This is a genomic window from Acidovorax sp. SUPP2825 (genome assembly GCF_030158995.1).
GTDB lineage: Bacteria > Pseudomonadota > Gammaproteobacteria > Burkholderiales > Burkholderiaceae_C > Paracidovorax.
Genome location: NZ_BQXK01000021.1, coordinates 42,135 through 62,996 on the forward strand (window position 1 = coordinate 42,135; position 20,862 = coordinate 62,996).

General features: G+C 64.7%; 22 protein-coding genes. 6 read left to right on the forward strand and 16 right to left on the reverse strand.

The window, feature by feature from the left end; all coding sequences use genetic code 11:
* Positions 1 to 88 precede the first annotated feature (88 nt).
* Positions 89 to 2,509: a TonB-dependent siderophore receptor gene (locus AVAK2825_RS20880; RefSeq protein WP_284402377.1), complete on the forward strand. Its 2,421-nt coding sequence runs from the start codon at positions 89 to 91 to the stop codon at positions 2,507 to 2,509.
* Positions 2,510 to 2,623: 114 nt separating this feature from the next.
* Here the strand turns inward: AVAK2825_RS20880 and AVAK2825_RS20885 are convergent, their stop codons facing one another.
* From AVAK2825_RS20885 to AVAK2825_RS24835, 16 genes are all read right to left on the reverse strand, one after another.
* Positions 2,624 to 8,977, reverse strand: a complete 6,354-nt coding sequence (locus tag AVAK2825_RS20885) for a non-ribosomal peptide synthetase (RefSeq protein WP_284402378.1) — start codon at positions 8,975 to 8,977, stop codon at positions 2,624 to 2,626.
* Between the two features lie 4 nt (positions 8,978 to 8,981).
* Positions 8,982 to 9,536, reverse strand: coding sequence for a Gp49 family protein (locus AVAK2825_RS20890; protein WP_284402379.1), 555 nt, complete (start codon positions 9,534 to 9,536; stop codon positions 8,982 to 8,984).
* Positions 9,537 to 9,660: 124 nt separating this feature from the next.
* On the reverse strand, positions 9,661 to 9,792 hold the full coding sequence (locus tag AVAK2825_RS20895; protein WP_284402380.1) for a hypothetical protein: 132 nt from the start codon (positions 9,790 to 9,792) through the stop codon (positions 9,661 to 9,663).
* Positions 9,793 to 9,803: 11 nt separating this feature from the next.
* Positions 9,804 to 10,253, reverse strand: coding sequence for a phage virion morphogenesis protein (locus tag AVAK2825_RS20900; RefSeq protein WP_284402381.1), 450 nt, complete (start codon positions 10,251 to 10,253; stop codon positions 9,804 to 9,806).
* Positions 10,254 to 10,256: 3 nt separating this feature from the next.
* Entirely contained in the window at positions 10,257 to 11,132 is an 876-nt protein-coding gene (locus tag AVAK2825_RS20905; RefSeq protein WP_284402382.1) for a phage head morphogenesis protein, read from the reverse strand.
* A 3-nt stretch (positions 11,133 to 11,135) separates the two neighbouring features.
* Positions 11,136 to 12,677 carry a DUF935 domain-containing protein gene (locus tag AVAK2825_RS20910; protein ID WP_284402383.1) on the reverse strand — a complete coding sequence of 514 codons (1,542 nt, stop codon included), beginning with the start codon at positions 12,675 to 12,677 and terminating at the stop codon, positions 11,136 to 11,138.
* Positions 12,674 to 14,173 carry a hypothetical protein gene (locus tag AVAK2825_RS20915; protein WP_284402384.1) on the reverse strand — a complete coding sequence of 500 codons (1,500 nt, stop codon included), beginning with the start codon at positions 14,171 to 14,173 and terminating at the stop codon, positions 12,674 to 12,676. The genes AVAK2825_RS20910 and AVAK2825_RS20915 overlap by 4 nt, the downstream gene beginning before the upstream one ends.
* Positions 14,170 to 14,391 (reverse strand): hypothetical protein, encoded by a 222-nt coding sequence (locus AVAK2825_RS20920; RefSeq protein WP_284402385.1) that lies wholly within the window; start codon positions 14,389 to 14,391, stop codon positions 14,170 to 14,172. The genes AVAK2825_RS20915 and AVAK2825_RS20920 overlap by 4 nt, the downstream gene beginning before the upstream one ends.
* Entirely contained in the window at positions 14,388 to 14,942 is a 555-nt protein-coding gene (locus tag AVAK2825_RS20925; RefSeq protein ID WP_284402386.1) for a phage protein Gp27 family protein, read from the reverse strand. The genes AVAK2825_RS20920 and AVAK2825_RS20925 overlap by 4 nt, the downstream gene beginning before the upstream one ends.
* 17 nt (positions 14,943 to 14,959) lie before the next feature.
* Complete coding sequence (locus tag AVAK2825_RS20930; RefSeq protein WP_284402387.1) at positions 14,960 to 15,259, reverse strand: VpaChn25_0724 family phage protein; 300 nt, start codon at positions 15,257 to 15,259, stop codon at positions 14,960 to 14,962.
* Positions 15,243 to 15,599 carry a DUF2730 family protein gene (locus AVAK2825_RS20935; RefSeq protein ID WP_284402388.1) on the reverse strand — a complete coding sequence of 119 codons (357 nt, stop codon included), beginning with the start codon at positions 15,597 to 15,599 and terminating at the stop codon, positions 15,243 to 15,245. Before AVAK2825_RS20935 ends, AVAK2825_RS20930 begins: the two co-directional genes overlap by 17 nt.
* On the reverse strand, positions 15,596 to 16,159 hold the full coding sequence (locus AVAK2825_RS20940; protein ID WP_284402389.1) for a hypothetical protein: 564 nt from the start codon (positions 16,157 to 16,159) through the stop codon (positions 15,596 to 15,598). Before AVAK2825_RS20940 ends, AVAK2825_RS20935 begins: the two co-directional genes overlap by 4 nt.
* The gene (locus tag AVAK2825_RS20945) at positions 16,156 to 16,776 is read right to left on the reverse strand and encodes a transglycosylase SLT domain-containing protein (RefSeq protein ID WP_284402390.1); all 621 of its coding nucleotides are present in this window, start codon (positions 16,774 to 16,776) and stop codon (positions 16,156 to 16,158) included. Before AVAK2825_RS20945 ends, AVAK2825_RS20940 begins: the two co-directional genes overlap by 4 nt.
* Entirely contained in the window at positions 16,773 to 17,201 is a 429-nt protein-coding gene (locus tag AVAK2825_RS20950) for a putative holin (protein ID WP_284402391.1), read from the reverse strand. The genes AVAK2825_RS20945 and AVAK2825_RS20950 overlap by 4 nt, the downstream gene beginning before the upstream one ends.
* Positions 17,202 to 17,946: 745 nt before the next feature.
* Positions 17,947 to 18,309, reverse strand: a complete 363-nt coding sequence (locus AVAK2825_RS20955; RefSeq protein WP_284402392.1) for a hypothetical protein — start codon at positions 18,307 to 18,309, stop codon at positions 17,947 to 17,949.
* Between the two features lie 48 nt (positions 18,310 to 18,357).
* A complete protein-coding gene (locus AVAK2825_RS24835) occupies positions 18,358 to 18,786 on the reverse strand; it encodes a helix-turn-helix domain-containing protein (RefSeq protein ID WP_349817187.1) in 429 nt (142 codons plus the stop codon).
* Between the two features lie 90 nt (positions 18,787 to 18,876).
* Here AVAK2825_RS24835 and AVAK2825_RS20960 point away from each other — a divergent pair, with 90 nt between their 5' ends.
* Genes AVAK2825_RS20960 through AVAK2825_RS20980 form a run of 5 tightly spaced genes read left to right on the forward strand, consistent with a single transcriptional unit; the run spans position 18,877 to position 20,855 of the window.
* Complete coding sequence (locus AVAK2825_RS20960) at positions 18,877 to 19,113, forward strand: helix-turn-helix domain-containing protein (RefSeq protein WP_284402393.1); 237 nt, start codon at positions 18,877 to 18,879, stop codon at positions 19,111 to 19,113.
* Positions 19,110 to 19,316 carry a hypothetical protein gene (locus AVAK2825_RS20965; RefSeq protein ID WP_284402394.1) on the forward strand — a complete coding sequence of 69 codons (207 nt, stop codon included), beginning with the start codon at positions 19,110 to 19,112 and terminating at the stop codon, positions 19,314 to 19,316. The genes AVAK2825_RS20960 and AVAK2825_RS20965 overlap by 4 nt, the downstream gene beginning before the upstream one ends.
* Positions 19,313 to 19,540, forward strand: a complete 228-nt coding sequence (locus AVAK2825_RS20970) for a hypothetical protein (protein WP_284402395.1) — start codon at positions 19,313 to 19,315, stop codon at positions 19,538 to 19,540. Before AVAK2825_RS20965 ends, AVAK2825_RS20970 begins: the two co-directional genes overlap by 4 nt.
* Positions 19,540 to 19,854, forward strand: coding sequence for a helix-turn-helix domain-containing protein (locus AVAK2825_RS20975; protein ID WP_284402396.1), 315 nt, complete (start codon positions 19,540 to 19,542; stop codon positions 19,852 to 19,854). The genes AVAK2825_RS20970 and AVAK2825_RS20975 overlap by 1 nt, the downstream gene beginning before the upstream one ends.
* Positions 19,855 to 19,862: 8 nt before the next feature.
* Positions 19,863 to 20,855 (forward strand): hypothetical protein, encoded by a 993-nt coding sequence (locus AVAK2825_RS20980; RefSeq protein ID WP_284402397.1) that lies wholly within the window; start codon positions 19,863 to 19,865, stop codon positions 20,853 to 20,855.
* Positions 20,856 to 20,862 lie beyond the last annotated feature (7 nt).

The window sequence follows — 20,862 nt, forward strand, 5'->3', positions numbered from 1 at the left end:
GCAGTGCGGCATGTGGCAACCGATAGAGAACGGGAGCCCGCGCCTCTTTAGGAATAGCTCTCATTCAATGCACTCGGACCTCCCAACCATGCGTTCTCTGCCTCGCCACCCTCTGCTCAGTACAGCCCTTGCCACGGCCTTCGGGTCCACCCTGGCGCTCCACAGCCCCTTCGCCAGCGCCCAGGCACCGATACAGGCGACGGCACAGGTGTTTGACATCAATGTGCCCGCACAGCCCCTGGCGGGCGCACTCAACGAGTTCTCGCGCCAGACAGGCTTGCCCATCTTCGCCGCAGGCGAGTTGGTGAGCGGACTGCAGTCCCGCGCCGTCGCCGCCCGACTGCCGCTGGATCAGGCGCTGCACCAGATGCTTTCGGGCACCCCTCTGGAGGCTGTGCACATGGCAAGTGGGGGTTTTTCCATCCGTCGCAGTCCGCCCCCGTCGGCCCAGGATTCAACACTTCCCACCGTGCTAGTGCGGGACGACGCATTCCACGAATCCGCCACCGGCCCCGTGCAGGGCTACGTCGCCAGCCGCAGTGCGACGGGCACCAAGACCGACACGCCCCTTATCGAGACTCCGCAGTCCATCTCGGTGGTCGGCGCCGAGGAGATCGACACGCTGAAGTCTCAAAGTATCCAGGATGCGCTCGGTTACGTGGCTGGCGTCAGCCGCTTCGAAGGCCTGTCGCGGGTCCAGGACACCATCTATATCCGCGGCTTTCAGGCGCAGGCCGGCACGGGCAGTGTCTACCGCGATGGCACGAAGTACACGGTCAATGCCTTCAACGGCAAGCAGGAAATCTACGGCCTTGAACGCATTGAGGTGCTCAAGGGCGCAGCCTCGGTCCTGTACGGGTCTGCCGGTCCCGGCGGGATCATCAACATGGTCAGCAAGCAGCCCACGTCGACCCCGCTGCATGAACTCAACCTCGAGTTGGGAAGTTTCGGCCGCAAGCAGATCTCCGGGGACTTCGGCGGACCGCTGGACAAGGATGGTGAATGGTCCTATCGGATGACTTTTCTCCAACGCGACAGCAACACCTTCGTCGACTATGTGCGCGATGACCGGACCTTCATTGCCCCGGCACTGAAGTGGCAACCCAACGCATCGACATCGCTGACGCTGCTGGCCGACTACCAAAAGGACAAGACCAACTACGTTTACTGGCTGCCCGCGCAGGGCACCATCTTCCCCACCATCTACGGCAAGATCCCGCGCAACCGCTTTACCGGAGAGCCCGGCTACAGCAAGTTCGATATGGAACGCTATTCGATCGGTTACCTGTTCGAACATGCGTTCAACGACAACCTCAAGCTGCGCAACAGCCTGCGCTACTTCCATTCCAACAGCGACTTCCCGCAGGTCTGGGTTTCCGGGCTTGCGGCAGACCAGCGCACTTCAGCTTTCCGCGGCGGTACGCTGCGCTGGGAGCGCTCCTCCTCGCTGGTCGCCGACACCTCGCTGCAATACCAGGCCAAGCACGACAATGTCGAGCACACGGTGCTGGTCGGGTTCGACTACACCCGGCCCAAGAATCAGTCCGAGCGATACGACAGGACGGCGGGCAGCATCGACTACTACAACCCGGTATATGGCAGCGCCCTGGGTGAGCCGACCCGTGACAACTGGTGGTCCTATAACGCCGACACCCGGCAATTGGGCGTCTATGCGCAGGACCAGATGAAGATCGCCGACAAATGGGTGGCCCTGATCGGCGGTCGCTACGACCATGCCAGTGACAACCAGAGCAACCTGTTCACGGGAGAAAAAGCCGTCGACAACGAGAAGAACAAGGCGTTCACGGGCCGCGCCGGCTTGGTCTACCTGGCGGACAACGGCTTGGCGCCTTTCTTCAGTTTCAGCCAGTCCTTCGAGCCCACCTCGGGCCGGGACCGCCTGGGATCACGCTTCGACCCATCAAAGGGTACGCAGTACGAAATCGGCACCCGCTACCAGCCTCCGGGTTCGAGCACGCTGATTTCCGCGGCCCTGTACCAGTTGACCCGGCAGAACGTTTCGGTAGCCGATCCCGTGGACCCCACGTATTCGGCCCAGATTGGTGAGGTGCGCTCCAGGGGCTTCGAACTGGAAGCCCGGACACGCGTGGGCCGCAACGCTAACCTGATCGCAGCCTATGCCTACACCGATGCGCGCACCACGCAGGCCAGCCCTTTGCAGCCGTCCCAGGTCGGCATGCGGTCACCAGGCATCCCTTACCACCAGCTCTCCCTCTGGGGTGACTACAACTTCGGCCGCTTTGGAATGCCCAACCTCAAGGTGGGCGCAGGCATGCGCTACCAGGGCGAGACCAAGCCCAATGTGGGCACCTTCGATGTGCCATCCTTCACGCTGTTCGACGCGATGGTCAGCTACACCACGGGGCCCTGGCGCCTGGCCCTGAACGTCACCAATCTCTTCGACAAAACCTATGTCGGCAGCTGCACCACGGGCTGCTTCTATGGCGAGCCCCGCAAGGCGATTGCCACAGCCACCTACCGTTGGTAAGTGGATGGACATCGAGGAGCAGCTACGTGCCCGCTCCTTTAATAAGAAAGAGCGCCACGGCGCTCTTTCTTCATTGCGGAACTGGCGCAGGCGGTGCCTGCGCCGCCCCGCCTGTCACACGCTTCCGGCTTCAGCTACCACGCACTCTTGCGGATCTGCCACTGCCTGCGCCAGCAATGCCACCAGCTCCGCGTGATAGGCCTGCACCAGTTGCTCCATGGTCTTTCGCTCGAACATGGCGGCACTGTAGTTCCATCCCATGGATAGCCTTGCGCCGTACGTGCGACCAATGACTTCCAGCCAGTTCGCCAGCGGCGCCTCGGGATGGCGTTCGGCACCGGGAGATTCGCCGGCAGGCATGAAGCTGGCTTCGCCATCGAAGGTCTGGTCGAACTGTCCCAGATAGTTGAAGGTGATCCGGGGCTCGACGGTGCTCAGCGCGCCCCGCACCTTCTCGTCGGGATGCAGATAGCGCAAGGCCCCAAAGCCGATGCCCTTGCCCGGCACGCCCTGCAGGCCGGCCCGGACCCTCTCCAGAGTTTGTCGCGCAGCCAGTCGACCACCGGTCAGACGCACGGGATAGGCGCTGGTGAACCACCCTACGGTCCGGCTCAGGTCGATCCCCGCATCGTCGGCCTCGCGGCCATGGCCTTCAAGGGTGAGCAGCAGGGCATCCTGCCCCGTCCACTGGGCGACGGCACGCACCAGGGCCGCCAGCAGCAGGTCCTCCGTGGACACGCCCAGCGCTGCAGGCGCCTGGCGCAGCAGCGCATGGGTCTGCGCCTCGTCCAGTTGCAGGGACACGGTGGCCCTGTCCTTGATGACGGCCCTGACGCACTCATCATCGCGTGGCAGATCCCCGGCGGCGCCGAGTTGGCCCAGCCAGTAGGGAAGTTCGGCCATGCGCTGCTGCAGCGTGGCAGGGTCGTGCAGGTGCTGAGTCCAGGCCTTGTAGGGTGCAGATTCGGCCAAACCTTTCGGCAGAGCACCGTCGCCAAGCTGCTGGTACAGGCTCTGCAAGTCCTCCAGAAGCACACGCCAGGAAACGCCATCCACAATGAGATGGTGGACGACGATCAACAGCCGCTCGCTGCCATCTTCAACGCGCAGATGTGCCACGCGCCACAAAGGCCCGTGCTCCAGATCCAAGCTGCACTGCACGGTTTCACAAGTGCGGGAGATGTCGTCAACGGCCACGTCCTCCAGCGTGCAGAGCACGGTGGAGCCGCTGTCCGGCGCATAGGCCTGCGTCCACACACCAGCCCCGTTACGCCGAAAGCGGATGCGAAAAGCATCATGCCGGGCTTGCAACAGGCGAACGGCTTCTTCCAGGTTGCGGCTGTGCAGTGGTCGTGCCGCACGCAGCAGCACCGATTGGTTGAAATGGTGGCGCGATGGAATGTCCTCGCAGAAGAACCATTGCTGTATGGGGCCCAATGGGATCTCGCCCTGGGCGGCGACCGCGGCCGCCGCCGCCGGCTGCACGGAGTCGAGCTGCGCGGCACAGGCGGCCACCAAGGCCTCGATGGTCTGGTGACGCATCAGATCACGCAGGCGCAGATTGAATCCGAGCTTGGCATTCTTCACGCGCGAGATAACCTGCAGGCTCATGATGGAATCGCCGCCGAGTTCGAAGAAGTTGTCATGGATGCCCACCTGCTTCACGCCCAGCACCTGTTGCCAGATCCTGGCCATCTCGACCTGCGCATGGCTGGCGGGTGCTTGGAATGTGCTTCGCACCTCGGCAGCGGGGGGCGGCAGCGCAGCGCGGTCCAGCTTGCCGCTGATGAGCCGGGGGAGGGCCGGCAGACCTAGCACGCGCGAGGGCAGCATGTATTCCGGCAACCGCTGGGGCAGTTGCTGCTGTATGCGCGCCACCAGTTCCTCCGCGGACAAGCCATCCCGAGGCACGGCATAGGCGATCAGTTGCACGCCCGCAGCGCATTGGTGGGCGACCACGGCGGCGTCGACCACCCCTTCAACCTCACGCACGCGGGCTTCAACCTCACCCAGTTCGATGCGAAAGCCGCGGACCTTGATCTGGTGGTCCACGCGTCCGATGTATTCGATATTGCCGTCCTCCATCCAACGTACCAGGTCGCCGGTGCGATACAGACGCCCGCCGTCTTTTTCAAAGGGACTGGCTACGAAGCGCTCTGCCGTCAGCGCACTGCGCCCCAGGTAGCCTCGCGCTAGGCCGTAGCCGCCGATGTACAACTCGCCCACCATACCGCGGGGGACTAACTGCAGGCCGGCGTCCAGCACATAGGCGCTGCGCTCGCCCACGGGTCGGCCGATGGGCGCATAAGCACAATCGAAGCTGCGATCGGCCGTGGTCTTCCAGATCAGCGGCGTCACCACGGTCTCCGTGGGACCATAACCGTTGATGAGCAAGCGCGGCCGCAGGCTGCTCCTTACCTTTTCATAGGCGGCCTTGGGCATGGCCTCGCCGCCAAAGACATATAACTCCACGGGCGGAACATCTTCACGCTGGTGCGCCCAGTCGGCGATCTGTCCAAGGTAGGCAGGAGGGAACGCGGCATTCGTCGCCCCATAGCGGCGCAGGGCTTCGTAGGCCTGCTCCGCAGTCCAAAGTTCCTCTTCGCGCAAAGCCAGCCCGGCTCCCACGCACAAGGGTGCAAGCCAGCGCTCATGCGCCCCATCGAAAGAAAAAGACATGAAATGCAGCTCACGCGACTGGGGCCCGATGCCATAGATTTCCGCCGTCGCGAGGCAATGCATGGCCAGGGGCCCATGGGCCACGGCCACCCCTTTGGGACGCCCCGTCGATCCCGAGGTATAGATGACGTAGGCCAGATGGTCGGCCCCCAGCGCCACCTGCGGGTTGCATGCACTTTCCTCGCCACCGGGCAGATCAATGCTCTCCAGCTCCAGCACCTCGACACCCTCGCAAGCCGGCCATCGGGCCGCCACGGCACGGTGAGCCAGCAGCAGGGCGATGCCGCTGTCCTCGACCATGTACTTCAGTCGGTCGGCCGGATAACCGGGGTCGATGGGAAGATAGGCGCCGCCGGCCTTGAGTACGGCCAGCAGGCTGATGATGCTGTCCAGCGAACGCTGTAGCGCCACCCCCACCAGCACGTCGGGCCCCACTCCCAGGCCGCGCAGGCAATGCGCCAGCCGGTTGGCCCTGGCATTGAGCTGGGCGTAGCTCAGCTCCTCGTCACCCATTAACAAGGCGATGGCATCGCCGCGCCGGGCGGCCTGCTGTTCGATGAGGTGGTGAACGGCCCCATGGCTGGCGCTCGGCGGCGGTGAATCATTGCCGCCCAGGGCCACCAGGCCGTCACGCGCCGCATCGTCCAGCCAACCCAGTTCGCCCAATGCGCAAGCCGCATCGCAGGCCATGCGCTGCATCACATGCTCCATTTGCGAGCGCAGCGCCGCCACTTGGTCCTCGTCGAACTCGCGGCGGTCGTAGCAGTACTCAATGTCCAAGTACTCGCCCACGACGACCTGCAGGTCCATGGCATACCCGGTCAGACCGCCACCCTGCATGGGGCCGAACTGCAGGCCGAAGCGTTCTAGGCTGCGCAGCGTCTCGTCCATGGGCAGGTTTTCGAAAACGATGATGCTGTCGAACAACGGCCTACCGCCCGATCCGCTCCAGCGCTGGATATCGGCAAGTGACACATGCTCGTACTCGCGCACGCGCATGTTGGTCTGCTGCACCTCGCGCAGATAGTCACCCACACTTTGCCCGCCCGGGGCTGCGACGGGAACCGGAATGGTATTGATGAACAGTCCCATCATCTCTTCCACGCCCTGGAGTTGCGCCGGACGGCCGGCCACCGTGGAGCCGAACAGCACGCGCTCCTTGCCCGTGTGCTGCTGCAGCAGCAAGGCCCAGGCGGCCTGCACCAGTGTGTTGAGCGTGACGCGCTCGCGCTGTGCAAACGCCTGGAGTACGCCGGTCTCTTGGCGGCCCAGGTGGGTATACAGCTTGCCGAAGCCCTGGCCGGGATGGCTGTTTGCCGTGGCTTGCGCCAGCAGGCTGGGACCGTCGCACGCTGCAAGCTCGCCCCGCCAGAACTGCTCGGCCTGCTGCATGTCCTGGGCCTGCAGCCAGTCTATGTAATCGCCATAGGGCGCGGGCCTGGCCGGCAGAGGCTCGTCAGCGTACGCGCGCAGCCATTCGCCCATCAGGCGCGAATCGGACCAGCCATCCGAAAGCACATGGTGGTGGGTCCAGATCAGGCGATGTCGATGGCCTGGATGGTCGGCGCCCAGGTCGATCACGGTGACCTGTGACAGCGGCGGGCGCAACCAGTCGATGTCGCGCGTGAACAGCTCTTGCGCCAGCGACGACACACGGCGCTCGGCCTCACCGGCTTCCACGCCGGACCAGTCAAGCAGCAACACCTGCGCTTGCACACTGCGCAGCACAACCTGCAGGGGCCGCGCCATGGCGCTGTGCCACAGGAATCCGGTGCGCAGCATCTCATGGCGATCGACCATGACCTGCCAGGCCCGCGCCAGACGGGCCGCATTCAGATTGCCGACCTCCAGGTTCAACTGGTTGACGTACAAGCCCGAACCCGGCGCCTCCATCGCATGCAGCAGCATGCCGGCCTGCGTGGGGGCCAGGGGATAGACATCCTCGATGTTGTCCCTGTCGAGCAGCGGGAACCAGGCCGGGTCTACCTCCGGGTAGTCGCTCAGGTCCGAGCGGCGCCTTGGCGCGCGGCCCTGCGATGCGCTTGCATCGGTCTCCTTGGCCACAGCGCCCAGCGCAGCAATGGTCTGGCATTCGAACAGCTGCCGGGGCGTGATGTGCCAACCGCGCTGTTGCATCCGCGTGACGATCTGCAGGCTGAGGATGGAGTCACCGCCCAGCGCGAAAAAATTGTCATGCCGGCCCATGGAGTCCACCTTCAGCACCTGGGACCAAACTTCCGCCATCAACGCCTCGACACCCGGCAAGGGTGCCTCGTATGCGCTGCCTGCCGGCGCCTGCGGCTCGGGCAGCGCCTTTCTGTCCACCTTGCCATTGGCATTCAAAGGCAAGTCGTCCAGCACCACGACGGTACTGGGCACCATGTAGTCGGGCAGGACCTGCCCCAGCTGGGCACGCAGCACATCGGTGTCGATGGCGGCGTCCGGGCCGGCTGGCGCAGGCGTCACATAGGCCACCAGGCGCGCGCCCCCGGCGCCCTGCCTTGCCATGACCACGGCTTCGCGCACCTGCGGCTGCGCCAGCAGTTGCGACTCCACCTCGCCCAACTCGATGCGCAGGCCCCGGATCTTCACCTGATGATCGATGCGGCCCAGATACTCTATTTGCCCGTCTGCGCTCCAGCGGACCAGATCCCCCGTGCGGTACAACCTGCCGCCAGCATCGTCCAGCGGGTCTGCGACAAAGCGGTCCGCGCTCAGCCCGGCGCGGTGCTGGTAGCCACGGGCCAGGCCCAGGCCGCCCAAATACAGCTCGCCCGGCACACCCGGCACCGTCAGATTCAGCTGTGCGTCCAGCACATAAGTACGGATGCCACTGATGGGTCGACCGATGGGCACGCTGGGCCGCCCGTCGTTGCGGCACGTCCAGTGCGTCACATCGATGGCAGCCTCGGTCGGCCCATAAAGGTTGTGGAGGGCTGCGCCTGGCAGCCGCCTGTGGACCTGGGCCTGTGCATCGGCATGCAGCGCTTCGCCGCTGCACACGATGCGGGTCAGGCTTGTACAGGCCTCGATGCCCTCATACCCGAGAAAAGCCTGGAGCATCGAGGGCACGAAGTGAAGCGTCGTGATGCCATGCCGCTGGATCAGCGAAACCAGTCGGGCGGGATCGCGGTGATCGCCCGGGTCGGCCATCACCAGCCTGGCCCCGGTCATCAGCGGCCAGAAGAACTCCCAGACCGATACGTCGAAACTGAACGGCGTCTTCTGCAGCACGGCATCCGCCGCAGTCAGCGCATAGGCCTGCTGCATCCAGGCCAGCCGATTTTGCAGCGCACCGTGCCGGTTGGCTGCGCCCTTGGGCCGCCCTGTCGAACCCGAGGTAAAGATGACATAGGCCAGGTTCTCGCCGTGCAGCTCTACCGCGGGATCGTGCGCAGGTCCGGCATCCAGGCCCGGCAGATCCGACTGATCCAGTTCGACCACCTGCAACGCCTGCAGGCCAGGCAGGCTCGCGCGCAGCGTGGACTGCACCAGCACCAAGCCGATGCCGCTGTCCTGGACCATGTGCGCCAGGCGATCGGCAGGGTAGTCCGGGTCCAGCGGCACATAGGCACCACCGGCCTTGAGGATGGCCAGCAGTCCCACCACCATCTCCACCGAGTGAACGGGAGTGAGATAAAGGAAGAGAGGGAGGCGCGATAAATGGGATTTTGTGGTCTGCGGCCGGGATGTTGTGGGATCGATCTCCGCAAATCTCTTTCCCAAGACGAAACAGGTAAGCGAAAGAAAAAAAGGCGCCCGATCGGCGCCTTTTTGCTGGCCGTTCACCGGATCAGTCTGTGATGGCCATGCTACCGCCGATGAACTCCGCATCCGCACGCAGCGAGTCGCGCAGCAGGTAGCCTTCCAGCTCCCAGAGCTTGGACCGCGCGGCGGCTCGCGCGTTGTCGGCTGCAATTTGCTCGCCGACATCGCGTTTGAAGTTGGCGGCGCTGATGCAGGCGGAATGGCCGGTGGCCACCACGAAGCCATCCGGCAGTGCGGCCACGGCGACGGTCGTGGTGGTGCCCGGGAAGTGGTGCGAACGCACGACCAGGGAGGCATGCAGCGCGTCGATCTTGCCAGTGGCAATGCGTGACGCGGCATCGGCCCCTGCCGACCGAATCTCGAGCTCTATCTCGCCGTCGCTCATGGGAGGCAACGAAGTTTCCGCGGCGGCAAGGATTGAGGCTGGCTGGCTGGCGTCGATCAACGCCTCGGCAGGCGTGTAAAGGCGCTCGGCCAAGCAGACCGCATGGGTCAACTCGGGCGAGGCGCCGCAGACCTCGATGGCGTGGATCAACTGGCTGATCTGCTGGAGGATGGGGTGCTTGCTGATATCGGGCATGGCTTTTCAGGGGATTTGACAGGTCGGGCCGCCTGCCGTCGGCGTCGTTGAAACGGAAATCAGTCGGCACGCCATTGGTTGTGCAGCAGGTAGCCCTCCAGCCCATAGCTTGGACGGGGAAGTCTCATCCTTGGGCAAAGCAAGAGATGACCGCCGCAATCACCGCAAACACGAACACGGTCTCCAGCAGCACGCCATCTCTACAAGCGCACACCAAAACGCACAGCATCGCCAAAATCGAGAACATCGTGCTCATGAACACTCCCATCACTTCGTCAGGTCGTTGAGCCACGCCGAAAGCACATCCAGCACCGCCGCCTCATCTTCCTGGCCCAGCGTCCCGGCTTCCGGGTCGGCGAACAGCAACCCGCGCCGCGGCATGTGCTTGGTCCCGAACTCGTGGAAGGTGGCATACGGCTGGCCGAAGCCCACGCGCACGCTGCCGGCGTCGGCCTTGTGCGTCAGGCTGCCCAGCATGTCGCCGTAGCGGTCCAGCAGTCGCCGGTTGCCGTCTTTTGGGTACGTTGCCTGCGTGAAAGGCGACCAGGCCGCCCAGCCCTTGCCGTTGGGATCGGTGCGCGTCTCGAATCGGCCGCTGACCCGGCCCTCGAGCTCCATGCCGATGCTCTCCATCACCGGCCGCAGGTTGCCCAGCCGGTTGTAGATCGTGCGCAGGTCCTGGGCGAACGCGCGATCGTCGGTGGACACGTCCAACATCGGTCACTCCTCCTCGGACAGGCCGGCGCGCCGGGCCGCGCGCGCCAGGCCCGGATCCGCGCCCTTGAGCTTGCCGTCCACCAGCTGCTGCAGCGCCTGCTTGCGCGCGATGCCCGGGTTGTATGCAAAGCCCGGATCGACGCCCTCGGGCACCTGGGTCACCTCGCCGGTGCGCGGGTTGGTGTATTCCTGCAGCACTTCCTTAGGTGCCTGCGTCTTGATCGGCGTGCGCACCAGGGGTGCGTCCGGATCGGTCTCCGCGCCGGGTCGGCTCAGCGTATAGCCCTTGTCGTAGTCACGCTGCGTCATCGACATCACGCGGCAGCGGCAGCGCCAGCCGTTGGGCGGCCAGTGCTGCAGCCAAAACGGATCGTCCACGGGCAACGCCAGGTTGTCCCAGGCCCGGTGGCTCGCGCGCACCCGCTCATCCTGGCGCGTGATGTAGCGAACGAAGGGGTGGGTGCGCTTGCTGCGCTCCACCCGGTCCCACAGCCCGGTCGCATACGCTTGGCGCGTGTTGGTGTCGAAGATCAGCCGCAGACGGGCCGCGTCGAAGCGGGTGAGCTTGATGTCGCCGTCCACCGGATCGGTCACCGCCTTGGTGCCCCACCAGCCGGCGTCGCGCAGCAGCTGCTCTACGTCCTGCATCCAATCGCTTCGGCTCAGATCGCCCTGCACCGATTGGACGATGGCATCGTGGATCGCCTGCAAGAGGTCGAGCCGCGTCAGGCGCGATATCGTGAACTGGTGGCCGTGCTCATCCTGGAACACGTCCTGCCAGGCGAAGCTGCGCGTGAGCTGGCCCCGGCCGGCCAGCCAGGCCACGGCGTCCTCGGGCGGGAGCTTGCGCAGTTCGGCAAAGTCGGTGGCTGCGGACATCGATCACTCCGTAGGGATGCCAGCCTCGGCGGCCAGGCGAGACGCAAAGGCGGTGGCCGTCAGCGCATCCAGCAGCTGCGTGGGGTCCATGTCCGCCAGCACTTGCGGCAGGCGCTCCAGCAGTTCGGCCGCGGTGAGCCCGCGCGCTGCGGCCTCCGACAGCAGGGCGCGGACTGGATCCACCATCGGTTCCATGACGCGCTGCCACTGCGCCTGCTCTGCGTCGATCAGCTGGTCGATCGCATCCGGAGCTGCGGCGCCGGTGGGCTCCCCCTCCGCAAAACTGGCCGTTCGCCCGGGCAGCTTCGGGTCGGCGGGCGCGCCAGCAGGGGGCGTAGCCGCCTTGCGCTTCCAATGGGCCCCGTACTTCGCCTGCGCGCCTTCCTCCGTCATCTCGAAGCCCAGCTCGCTGATGTTCTTGTCCGTCTCGGACTCCGCCTGGAGGTTCGCGTCCTTTTCGATGCGGCGATACACCAGGCACGGCTGCAGCCCGTTGAGCTCGCAGATCCATTGGATCAACGTGCCGTTGAGCGTCTCGCTCAGTAGATCGCTGTCGGCCTGGCTCAACTCCAGGCGCACATCCTCGCGCTCGGCCGCGGCCGCCGCCAGCGCGCCGCCGGACTTGCCGCGGGGCGACTGGCCCAGGACCACTTCCATGATCCAGTCGTCCATGTACTCCACCTGCGACTGGTGCGGCGTCGCCGAGCCCGACAGCTTGCTCTCCAGCAGCTCGATCATGGTGCCCTCGGGCGTCATGATCAAGCCGTCGTTGCTGACGGCGCGCAGCGCATCGAACAGCGTGCCTTTTTCTCTCGGGGTGGCCGACACGGGGTACTTGCCCCAGGGGATGGGCAGGCCGAACCGGTCCAGGAACTTGGTCCACGCCAGCACGCCCCGGCGCTTGAACGAGACCGGCCAGTAGAGCTGCAGGCCCAGGCCCGTTCCGTAAGGGTTGTCGTCCTCGGCATTGACCCGGTGCACGATGAACTTGCGCTCCGGGACCGGCACGCCGCGCTGCATGTCCCCGCGCGTGAGCAGCCGCAGCTCGTAGGGCTTGCCTTCCTCCTGCGTGTACACGAAACGACGGTGCGAGCGCTTGACCACGCGCGCCGGCACCACCATCTGACGCGATCGGCCGTCCACGGTCACATCCCGCAGCGTCCAGATCACCTCGGACGGTTGCCAACCCACCAGCAGCGCGTCCAGCAGGTCGCTGCACAGCCGATCAAAGCCGAAGCTGCCGAGCACGTCGTCCAGCACCGCCGCATCGCGCGTGCCCTGGTCGGTGGCGGTCACCGGCTCCACGGTCCAATCGCGGCTGACCACCGCGAGCTTGCGCTTTTGCATGCCGCTGAACACCTTGCCGTCGCGCCGCAGATCGCGGTACAGCTCGTGCGCCTCGCTGCCCTGCAGCCCGCGCTCGATCAGCAACGGATCGTTGGTGCGCAGCAAGCCCATGAACAGGGTGGAGAACGGATCCTGTGCCTGGCCGGCCACCTCGGTGTCCAGTGGTGGGCGCTCGGGCGCCTTTTTGTCGTCGCTCATAGAAAGCCCTGGTAGTCGTCGGCGCCGGACAGCGGCCCGTCGCTCATGAATTCGATGGGTGCTGCGCCGTTTTGCGAGGCATACCAGGCCAGCGCACCGGCAATGGCCGTGTCACCGTGGCGCTCGCCACCATCGGCATCCTTGGCCCGTGCGTTGTCCGGCACCTTTGGCACGCCCTTGATCATCTGAATCGCGCGGTGGTCGGTCAGCACGCCGTCATCGCGAGGGATCGTGATGTCGCCGTCTTCGAAGGCCGCCTTGTAGCGCGGCATCTGGTCGATGTACCACTCCTGCGTCTGCATCACGCGATGGATGCGCGTGCCGCCATAGCGCTGCGCGGCCACCTCGCCCAGGTACTGCCCATTGCCACGTGAATCGTTCGCGCCGGAGGAAAAATTAGGCAGTCGGTCCACCACATAAAAAAGCACCTGCTTCTGCTGCTCGAACGGCACGTTGCGCATCTCCAGGATGAAGGGCGCGCGCTTGCGCAGGAACTGGTCTTCGATCAGCGGGAACAACACGGAGAGGTCGTTGGTCCGCGCAAAGTCCTGGCCGTAGTAGCTGCGCACGGTGGACGGCAGCGCCTTGAGCAAAGGCTCGACGTGCTGGACCAACCAGTCGTTGACGGTGGCGATCCGTTCGGCCTCGGGCCGCAGCTCGAAGCCCTGTGGCAGGGTCAGGCGCAGCACCGGCAAATCGGGCGACATACGCGCCTCGATCATCGCCCGGCTCATGTAGAAGCCGCTGCTCTGGCTCGGGATGCAATCGAGTTCTTCATCCGCGTTGCTGCGGTAGAAGTCGTAGATGCCCTGAACCCAGACGTCTTCCTCTGCCTGGGTCCAGATCTTGCCAATGCGCAGGCACACGCGCTGGTAGAGGCCGTCCGCCACGGCCTGGCGGAACGTGATGCGATGGAGCGTTCCCTTCTGCTTGCCCGTGCGAATGTCCGTGCAGAGCGTGTTGAAGGGGTTGTCCACGCCGAACTGCGTGGAAATGAACCTCACCTTGCCGCCCCAGATCAGGAACGCCATGGCGGCCTTGGTCAGGCCCGGCAGGTCGTCCTGGAACGCCGCTTCGTCTCCCACCAGAACGCCCTGGCGGCCGCGCAGCTTCTTGGGGCGCGATGCCAGCGCCGTGATGCGGTACCGGGACTTCGGATAGCGGATGGTGTAGGTGAGGATGCTCTTGCTGTTGCCCTCGTCGTCCACGTCATCCCACAGGCCCTGCTCGACGGCGGCCGCCGCCTGGTTGAACTCCCGAGACCACATCGCGCAGGCGTCGATGTACTCCTCCGTCATGTCCTTGTCCTGGCCGACGTAGTACACGTTCTGCCCGCCGGCCTTTTTGTTGGCGGCGGCGATCAGCACGTCGTCCGCCGCCTCGGCCCAGGTCAGGCCCGTGCGCCGGCCTTTCTCCGCGACCTTGAAGGGCGACGGATCGGCGATCCAGCGCTGCTGGTACGGCAGCAGAACGGATGGGAGGTCTGCGGGGGTCACAGCAGCGCCTCGCCGGTGTGCGCGCACCACGCCGTGCGGGCCCGGGCCCAGGCGCCCACCAACTGCGCGACCGACACGGTGGGAGGGCTCGCAAAGTGCCCTACAACCGCGAGGTCCAGCGCGTCGGCCCGCTGCCGGAGGTCGTGGTCTGCAGGCAATTGCTCGGCGTCGGCACGCTCGCGCATGCGTACCGGCAGATCGCGGTCGGTCGTGCTCATACCTTTTCTCCCACACCGAGAATCCGGGCCCGGATGGTGGACACCAGCTCGTCGCTCATGCCGGCCTGGCGCGTCATCTGCTCGACGGCCGAGGCGGCCGCGTTGGCCTTGGCCTGGATCTCCGAGCGCAGCTTGCGCAGCTGCAGCTCCGTGTCCAGGTTGGTCTTGCTGGTGCCGGCAATGTCCTTGAGGGCTTTGGCGAGCAGCATCACGTCCATGGCCCCGGCGGCCTTTTCCGACTCGCCCATTTGCGTGAGCGTCTGGAACGCCACCGTGCGCAGCATCTCGGGCAGCAGGCGCGCCACATCCCCAGAAGGCTCGGCTTCCAGCTTGTCCACCCAGACCTTGGCGATCTCTTGCGCCTCCCGGTACTTCTCCATGGACTCGCGCGCGCCCTTGACGTAGCGGCCCACCGCACTGCGCGAGACCTCTGCGCCCAGCTGCTGCAGCGCGGCGAGGATCTCGTCGATCGTGCGGCCGTCGCGGATCAGGCCGTTGCAAGCCTCTACCAGCGCCTTGGGGAGCTTGCCTACAGTGGACGGTCGGCCCATGGCTCAGTGCCCCCGCATCAGTCCGGTTCGGGGCGCTTGACGCCCGGCACCGTCGCACGGCCCCGTGCCACGTCCAGGCCGCGGGGGGTCAGCTTGGCAATGGTCACGCCGCCCACCTTGGTGGTGGTGATCAGGCCCTGCTCTTGCAGCCAGGCCAGCTCGGCCGCGAGCTTGTCGCGGCTGATGTCGTGGCCCTGCTCGGGCAACACGGCGTGGATCAGGTACTCGTTATCGGAGTAGCCCGTCGCGTGCGACAGCAGCGCAAGGATCACCAGCCGCCGATCAGCGGCGCGATGCACTTCATAACTGGGAATCATGGTTGTTCAGCCTCGACTTCAACAAAAAATCTTCCACCCGGCGGATCGCCGCGCGGGCACCGTGCGTCTCCGTGAGCACGGCTTCCTGGCGGGCTTCGACAGAGGCCAGCTTCACGCGGATGTCGGTGAATTCCTGCACGTTGGGCAACTGGGCCAGCCGGTGGTCCACGGCATCCGATCGCAGCCGCAGCTCCGCGATCGCCTTGGTGAGCCCGGCCTCCACCGCAGCCAGGTGCTGCAGGTACGGCTGCTTGCGCAGGGACAGTGCGGCGAAGGCCAGCGCCGCCAGCGCGATCAGCAGGCTCAGCACGGCGATGACCTGGATCTGCAGCAGGGTCATGGCGTTTCCCCGCCCACGAGTGCAGCGGCCTCGGGCTGCAGCAGCAGGACGTGGTCCTGCAGGCCCGTTACCTGGTCGGCGAGATCTGCAGCGCTTTTTGCCAGCTGTCGATATCGGCCTGTGCAGGCTCCAAGTAGCCCGCGCGCGGTGGCCGCTTCATGAGCTTCGGCATCGGCAGCGGGGCACGAGCTGGCTGCACGTCGGGCATGGCTGTCGGTGTCGGCGCGGGCAATGGTGCTGTGCATCCCGTCAGCACTGCGCTGCAGGCCAGCATCGCGGCGCACAGTGGACTCTTCCCGTTGGACTTGGACACGGACGTTCTCCTCGGCCCCGAGGGCCATGTTTTGCTCTTTGGTTCGCTCGTCACGCTCACGCGCTGCCCGGGCGGATTCGGCGACACGCCGCTGCTCCTGGCGGTCGGTGTCCCACGCGGCCTGCACCTGCTGGCGGCCCTGGTCGCGGTAGTGCTCCTGGCAGCTGCGCACGCCGGTCACGGCGAGCGACAACAGCGCCGCAGTGCCCAGCAGCTTGGCGATCAACACCCAGCTCGAGGCCGTCATTTCGCGGGCTCCCAGACGGCACCCCAGGCCGCGTAGCGCGGCTGCAGCTCCACCAGGATGCGGCGGGGGTAGTGCAGGTTCTCGCGGCAGTGCAGCGCGGCGCGGCGCGCAGTGCCGCATGCGGCGTCGATCTGCTCGCGCGTGGGTTGCTCCAGGCCGGTGGTGCGGGCCTCCGCACGCCAATGCGCCTCGCCCCCGTTGTAGCCACGCAGGGCCAGCCAGAGCCGGTCGTAGTCGCTGTAGGTGGCGGACACCCGCTGCCAGAGAAAGAGGTCGTAGCCCACCATGGCGCGCAGCGCCCAGGTGGGGTTATGGGGTTGGCAGTCGTCGGCCGCGATGCGGGCCCGCTCGCACCACCAGCGCGTCGTCGCAGGCATGAACTGGGCGAGGCCCTGCGCGCCCACGCGGCTCACGGCCTGGGGGTTCCAAGCGCTCTCCTGCTGCACCTGGGCGGCCAGGGCAGCAACCGGCGCAGACAGTCCCCATTGGCGATGCGCTTCGCGCAGCAGCGTGAGCTTGTAACGGGTGGACTGGTAGGGCTCTTGAGCGCCCACCTGGCACGCGGCCGCAGCGAGCGCCAGGGCCAGCAACGCACGGGCTTTGAGGGAGCGGATCATGCGCCCAGTCCCACCGCCAGCATGGTCGCCGCGACGATGGCGGCGCGCCGCAGCATGCTGACGCCGGCCAGGCGCATGAGCTCATCGGGCCGCGCGTTGGCCAAGTTGATCGCGACGGCTTTCTCGGCGAAGCTGACCGCGCCTTCCAGACTGGTGAAGGTGGTTTCCTGCGGGACTTCGCCGGCGCCGTGCCGGAGCTCGAAGAACAGGTCGGGGCGCGCGTAGGGAAAGAGGCTGCGGTCGATCCAGTAGCCGGACACCGCAGCCAGCGCCACCAGGCTGAGTTTGTAGAGCGAGACCGGGATTTGCTGGGGCGCGAGCAGCGCCACCAGGATGGTGAGCAGCACCGCTGCAATCACCCAATCTGCCATGCGCACCCGCGCGAATTTCACGAGCCACGGCGTGGCTTTGTCGTCGTCCTGCATTACCAATCCTCCTCGCCCAAATCGGGCATGGAGGTATGGTGCTTCGCGCGCGCGAGGGTGCTAAATGACGGCTGTCAGTTACCTGAAAATGGCAGTGTGCCGCGACTAAGAAGCAAGTTAGCTTGGGTCTATTTTTCCGACGAGGCCCGAGCGCACTGAGATGCGAGCACTATGGCTTGACGTAACCCAACTGTTGCAATTGCCGGGCTGTCGACTAAATCGTCGTAGGGCCAAAACCGAAGTCTGAGCTTTATGAATTTCGCCGACAGCAACTCATCTATGGCTTGACCGCTCTTTGAGCCTCCAACCATCTTTTGTCCTAGCTTGACGTCAAGCGGAAGAAAGCTGCCTGGTTCTGACCGGATGCCCATACCTGCAAGATCATTGTGGAATATGTCCCGGCTACCGGACATGATGTCCGCTGTGGCTAGAAACCGCTCATTCGGCAATGCATGCACAGTGAGTCGGACAGCGTTGTATTGCCTGGCGACCCTCGTTCCCAAAAGGACCTCTGGCGAAAAGGCGAGACACGAAACCTTACCTGTCATCGAATCAGTGCTCTTCTCGAAATTCCACTTGTCTCGATCACCCGGGGGCGCAGACAAGATTGGCAAAGTTTTTGAAGTCTCATTGGATGTGCACGCGCCATCTTGAAACTGCACCTTCCCGTCAGGCCCAGTGCACCTGTTTATTGCCCACGCGGGAACCACTGCAAAAGCCAGAGCAACGGCCAACACCTTTTTCATCATGATCGCTCCCTCTCGTTTTTATGAACGGCTTCTAAATAACGGCGCGTCCTAAATACTTGATCAGGTGGCAATTCTTTCACCCACGTCGTGTTGAACTGAAGCGCCATCCATTTATAGACCTTCTTTTTGACCAGCGGGTCAAGGGGTCTCAGCAGTGCCAACACGGCAAGCTGCTCAGTTGTAAGTTTCTCTTCTTCATTTACCGCCGAGACGATATCAGTAGGCTTTTGCTCTGCAGGTAGAGATTGTGGCGGCGGACCATAGAAGTATTGATGTGTGACGTGCGTCACGTTTTGCACCTGCCCGCGAACATTGCCCATTTGCACTGTTCCGCTCCCTTTATTTTCTTGTTTTGGCATGAGACTCGAAATCCAGTCTCGAAGCCACTTCGGAACCAACCCCACTCGTTACCTCCTGCGTTTAACTGGTGCGTTTCCAAAGCTGCCAATTTGGATGGCCCCATCGCCGCTGTTGTGCTGGCTGTGCGTTCCTCCTATATGCCCAGGTGCAGATGCGCCAAGTAGCGCTCCCAGTGCTGCACGCCGCACATCCTTAGACGCGTCACGGAAGTACTCAAGCAGTAGCGCTTCCTCGGCTGTCAAGGTGACTTGCGGACTGTGCTCCTTACTCTCCGTGAGGATGTAGTGCACGTCTGCCCCAGCGCCCGCGATAGCCGCCAGGACCCTTGCTCCGGGTTCGGCACCTGACTCGTACTTGGACCACATCTCACGACTTACCCCCGCAGCGCTTGCTGCGGTTGCCTGGGACCAACCGAGACGCTTGCGCTCTTCACGCAAACGCTCTCCGAAATGCTCATAAGAGTTCACAAAAAACACCTTGACGTTGTGAATTCAAGTTCACATAATTCACTCAACGCAGCAAATCCCTGCTGCACCTAAACAAGTTGAGTCGAAGGGTAACAGACCATGCACCCAGAAGAAATCAAAGCGGCCATCCGAATGAAGGGCACCACGCCCACAGCGCTTGCTGAGGAGCTGAAGGTGTCGCGATCGATGGTGTCGCACGTCATCAACGGCAAGGCCAAGAGCGCCCGGATCGCCACCCGCATCGTCCAGGTCATCGGCCTGCCGGCGGACAAGATATGGCCAACCAAGGCGGCCGGACCCAAACTGCGCCGCGATCGCGCAGGGGCATCGGCATGAGGTCCACCCAGCACATCTACAACGCCGAGATCCGGCGTTGCCCGCGCAGCCCGGAATGGAAGACCGGCGCACTGCGTGGCCTGGAGCAGGCGATCGACGGCGTCGAGCCACAACCCAGCAACTACCCGACTGGCAGTGCGCAAGACGATGCGTGGCGCGCCGGCTTCGACTACGGAGTGGAGAAGGGCAAGGTGCAGCCATGAACCAGGATCCAGACATTCGGCGGCAACCGGCCGGTCATGCGATCACGGGTCATCCCCGCGCGGTCAGTGTGCTCGTGGGCCGCGAAGACTGGCCCTGGCGCGATGACTTCGCCCCCTTGGATGCGCCGTGCAACCTGCCTCAAGGTTCGCACGACGCCTGTGTCAGCCCCACCCTGGACTGCATCTACATCGGCTTCACCGTGAGCCGGGACGGGACGTATTAATGACCCGCGCCACCGACTACACCAACGCCGCCCAGCAGCGGATCCTGCACCTCACCCTGGCGCTCTTTGGCGACGTCGTGCACGGCTACCCGCCCAGCCGCTTGGCCGATCTGCTCAAGGCTTCGCCCAGCGTCATCACACGAGACCTGGACAACCTGCGCACCGCGGGCCTGGCCGAGCGCGACGACGCCACCGGCCACTGGCGTCTCACGCCCCGCTTTCCGCAGCAGGCCATCAAGGTCTACAGCGCCATCGAAGCGGCTGCACGCCGCGTCGAGGAAGCCCGCAACCGCTACACCCGCAACCCTGATTGATGAACACCATGGCACGCCCACAATTGACCGACGCGCAGATCGAAGCCCGCTTCCCCAAGAAAACCCCCGTCGCTGCCGACGTGCAGGACGTCGCGGACAAGTCCATCGACCAGGAACGCTTTGCTGCCGACATGGCGCAGATGCAGGCAGACGCTGGCGCCCTGACATTGGCCCAGGCCCAGCGTGCGAGCTCAGTGCGCGCGGTTGCCCTGCAGCTGGGTTACCAGTTGCCGATGGATCACATCGACCCTGATCTGATCCAGCGCGATATTTCCTCCAACATGCGGCGCAGTGTTGAGGCCTGCCTGGAAGTAGGTCGTGGCCTGCGTGTGCTGAAAGAAGCCTGCGAGCACGGCGACTTCGTCGAGAGATTGGATGACCTGGGTGTCGACAGGTACGTCGCAGCTCGGTTCATGCAGGCAGCGGTCAAATTTTCAAATGTGCCGACGTCGGCACATTTGACAAAGGCAATTGGCACCCAGTCAAAGCTGCTGGAAATGCTCATCCTTGACGACGGGCAGCTTGAAGAACTGGCTCTTACCGGCCAGACCGGCGAACTCTCCCTTGACGACGTCGCCACGATGTCCGTCAAGGAGCTCCGAGCCGCCCTGCGAGAAACCCGCGCGGAGAAGGACGCGGGCGATCAGCTACTCGAAAAGAAGAACGCCAAGATCGACCAGCTGGAACGCGCGCAGAAGCGTATTGCCAAGCTGCCGCCCGACGAGGCACTGGCGAAGACCAAAAACGAGGCCACCACCATCCTCAGCGAAACGCTGGGCCTGGTCCGTGGTGGCTTGCGCCAGGCACTGATCGCACTCAACGACGCACCCGACGAGGCCAGCAAGCAGGCATTCATGGCCGGGCTGGTGGGCGCCGTGATCGTGGAGCTGAACGGCCTTCGCGACGAATTCAACCTGCCCGAGACGGCAGGCGACGGTACCCCCGAGTGGGAACGCTGGGCAAAGGCCAATCCGGTCGATGCCACCCCCACCACCCGCTGAGCCGCCG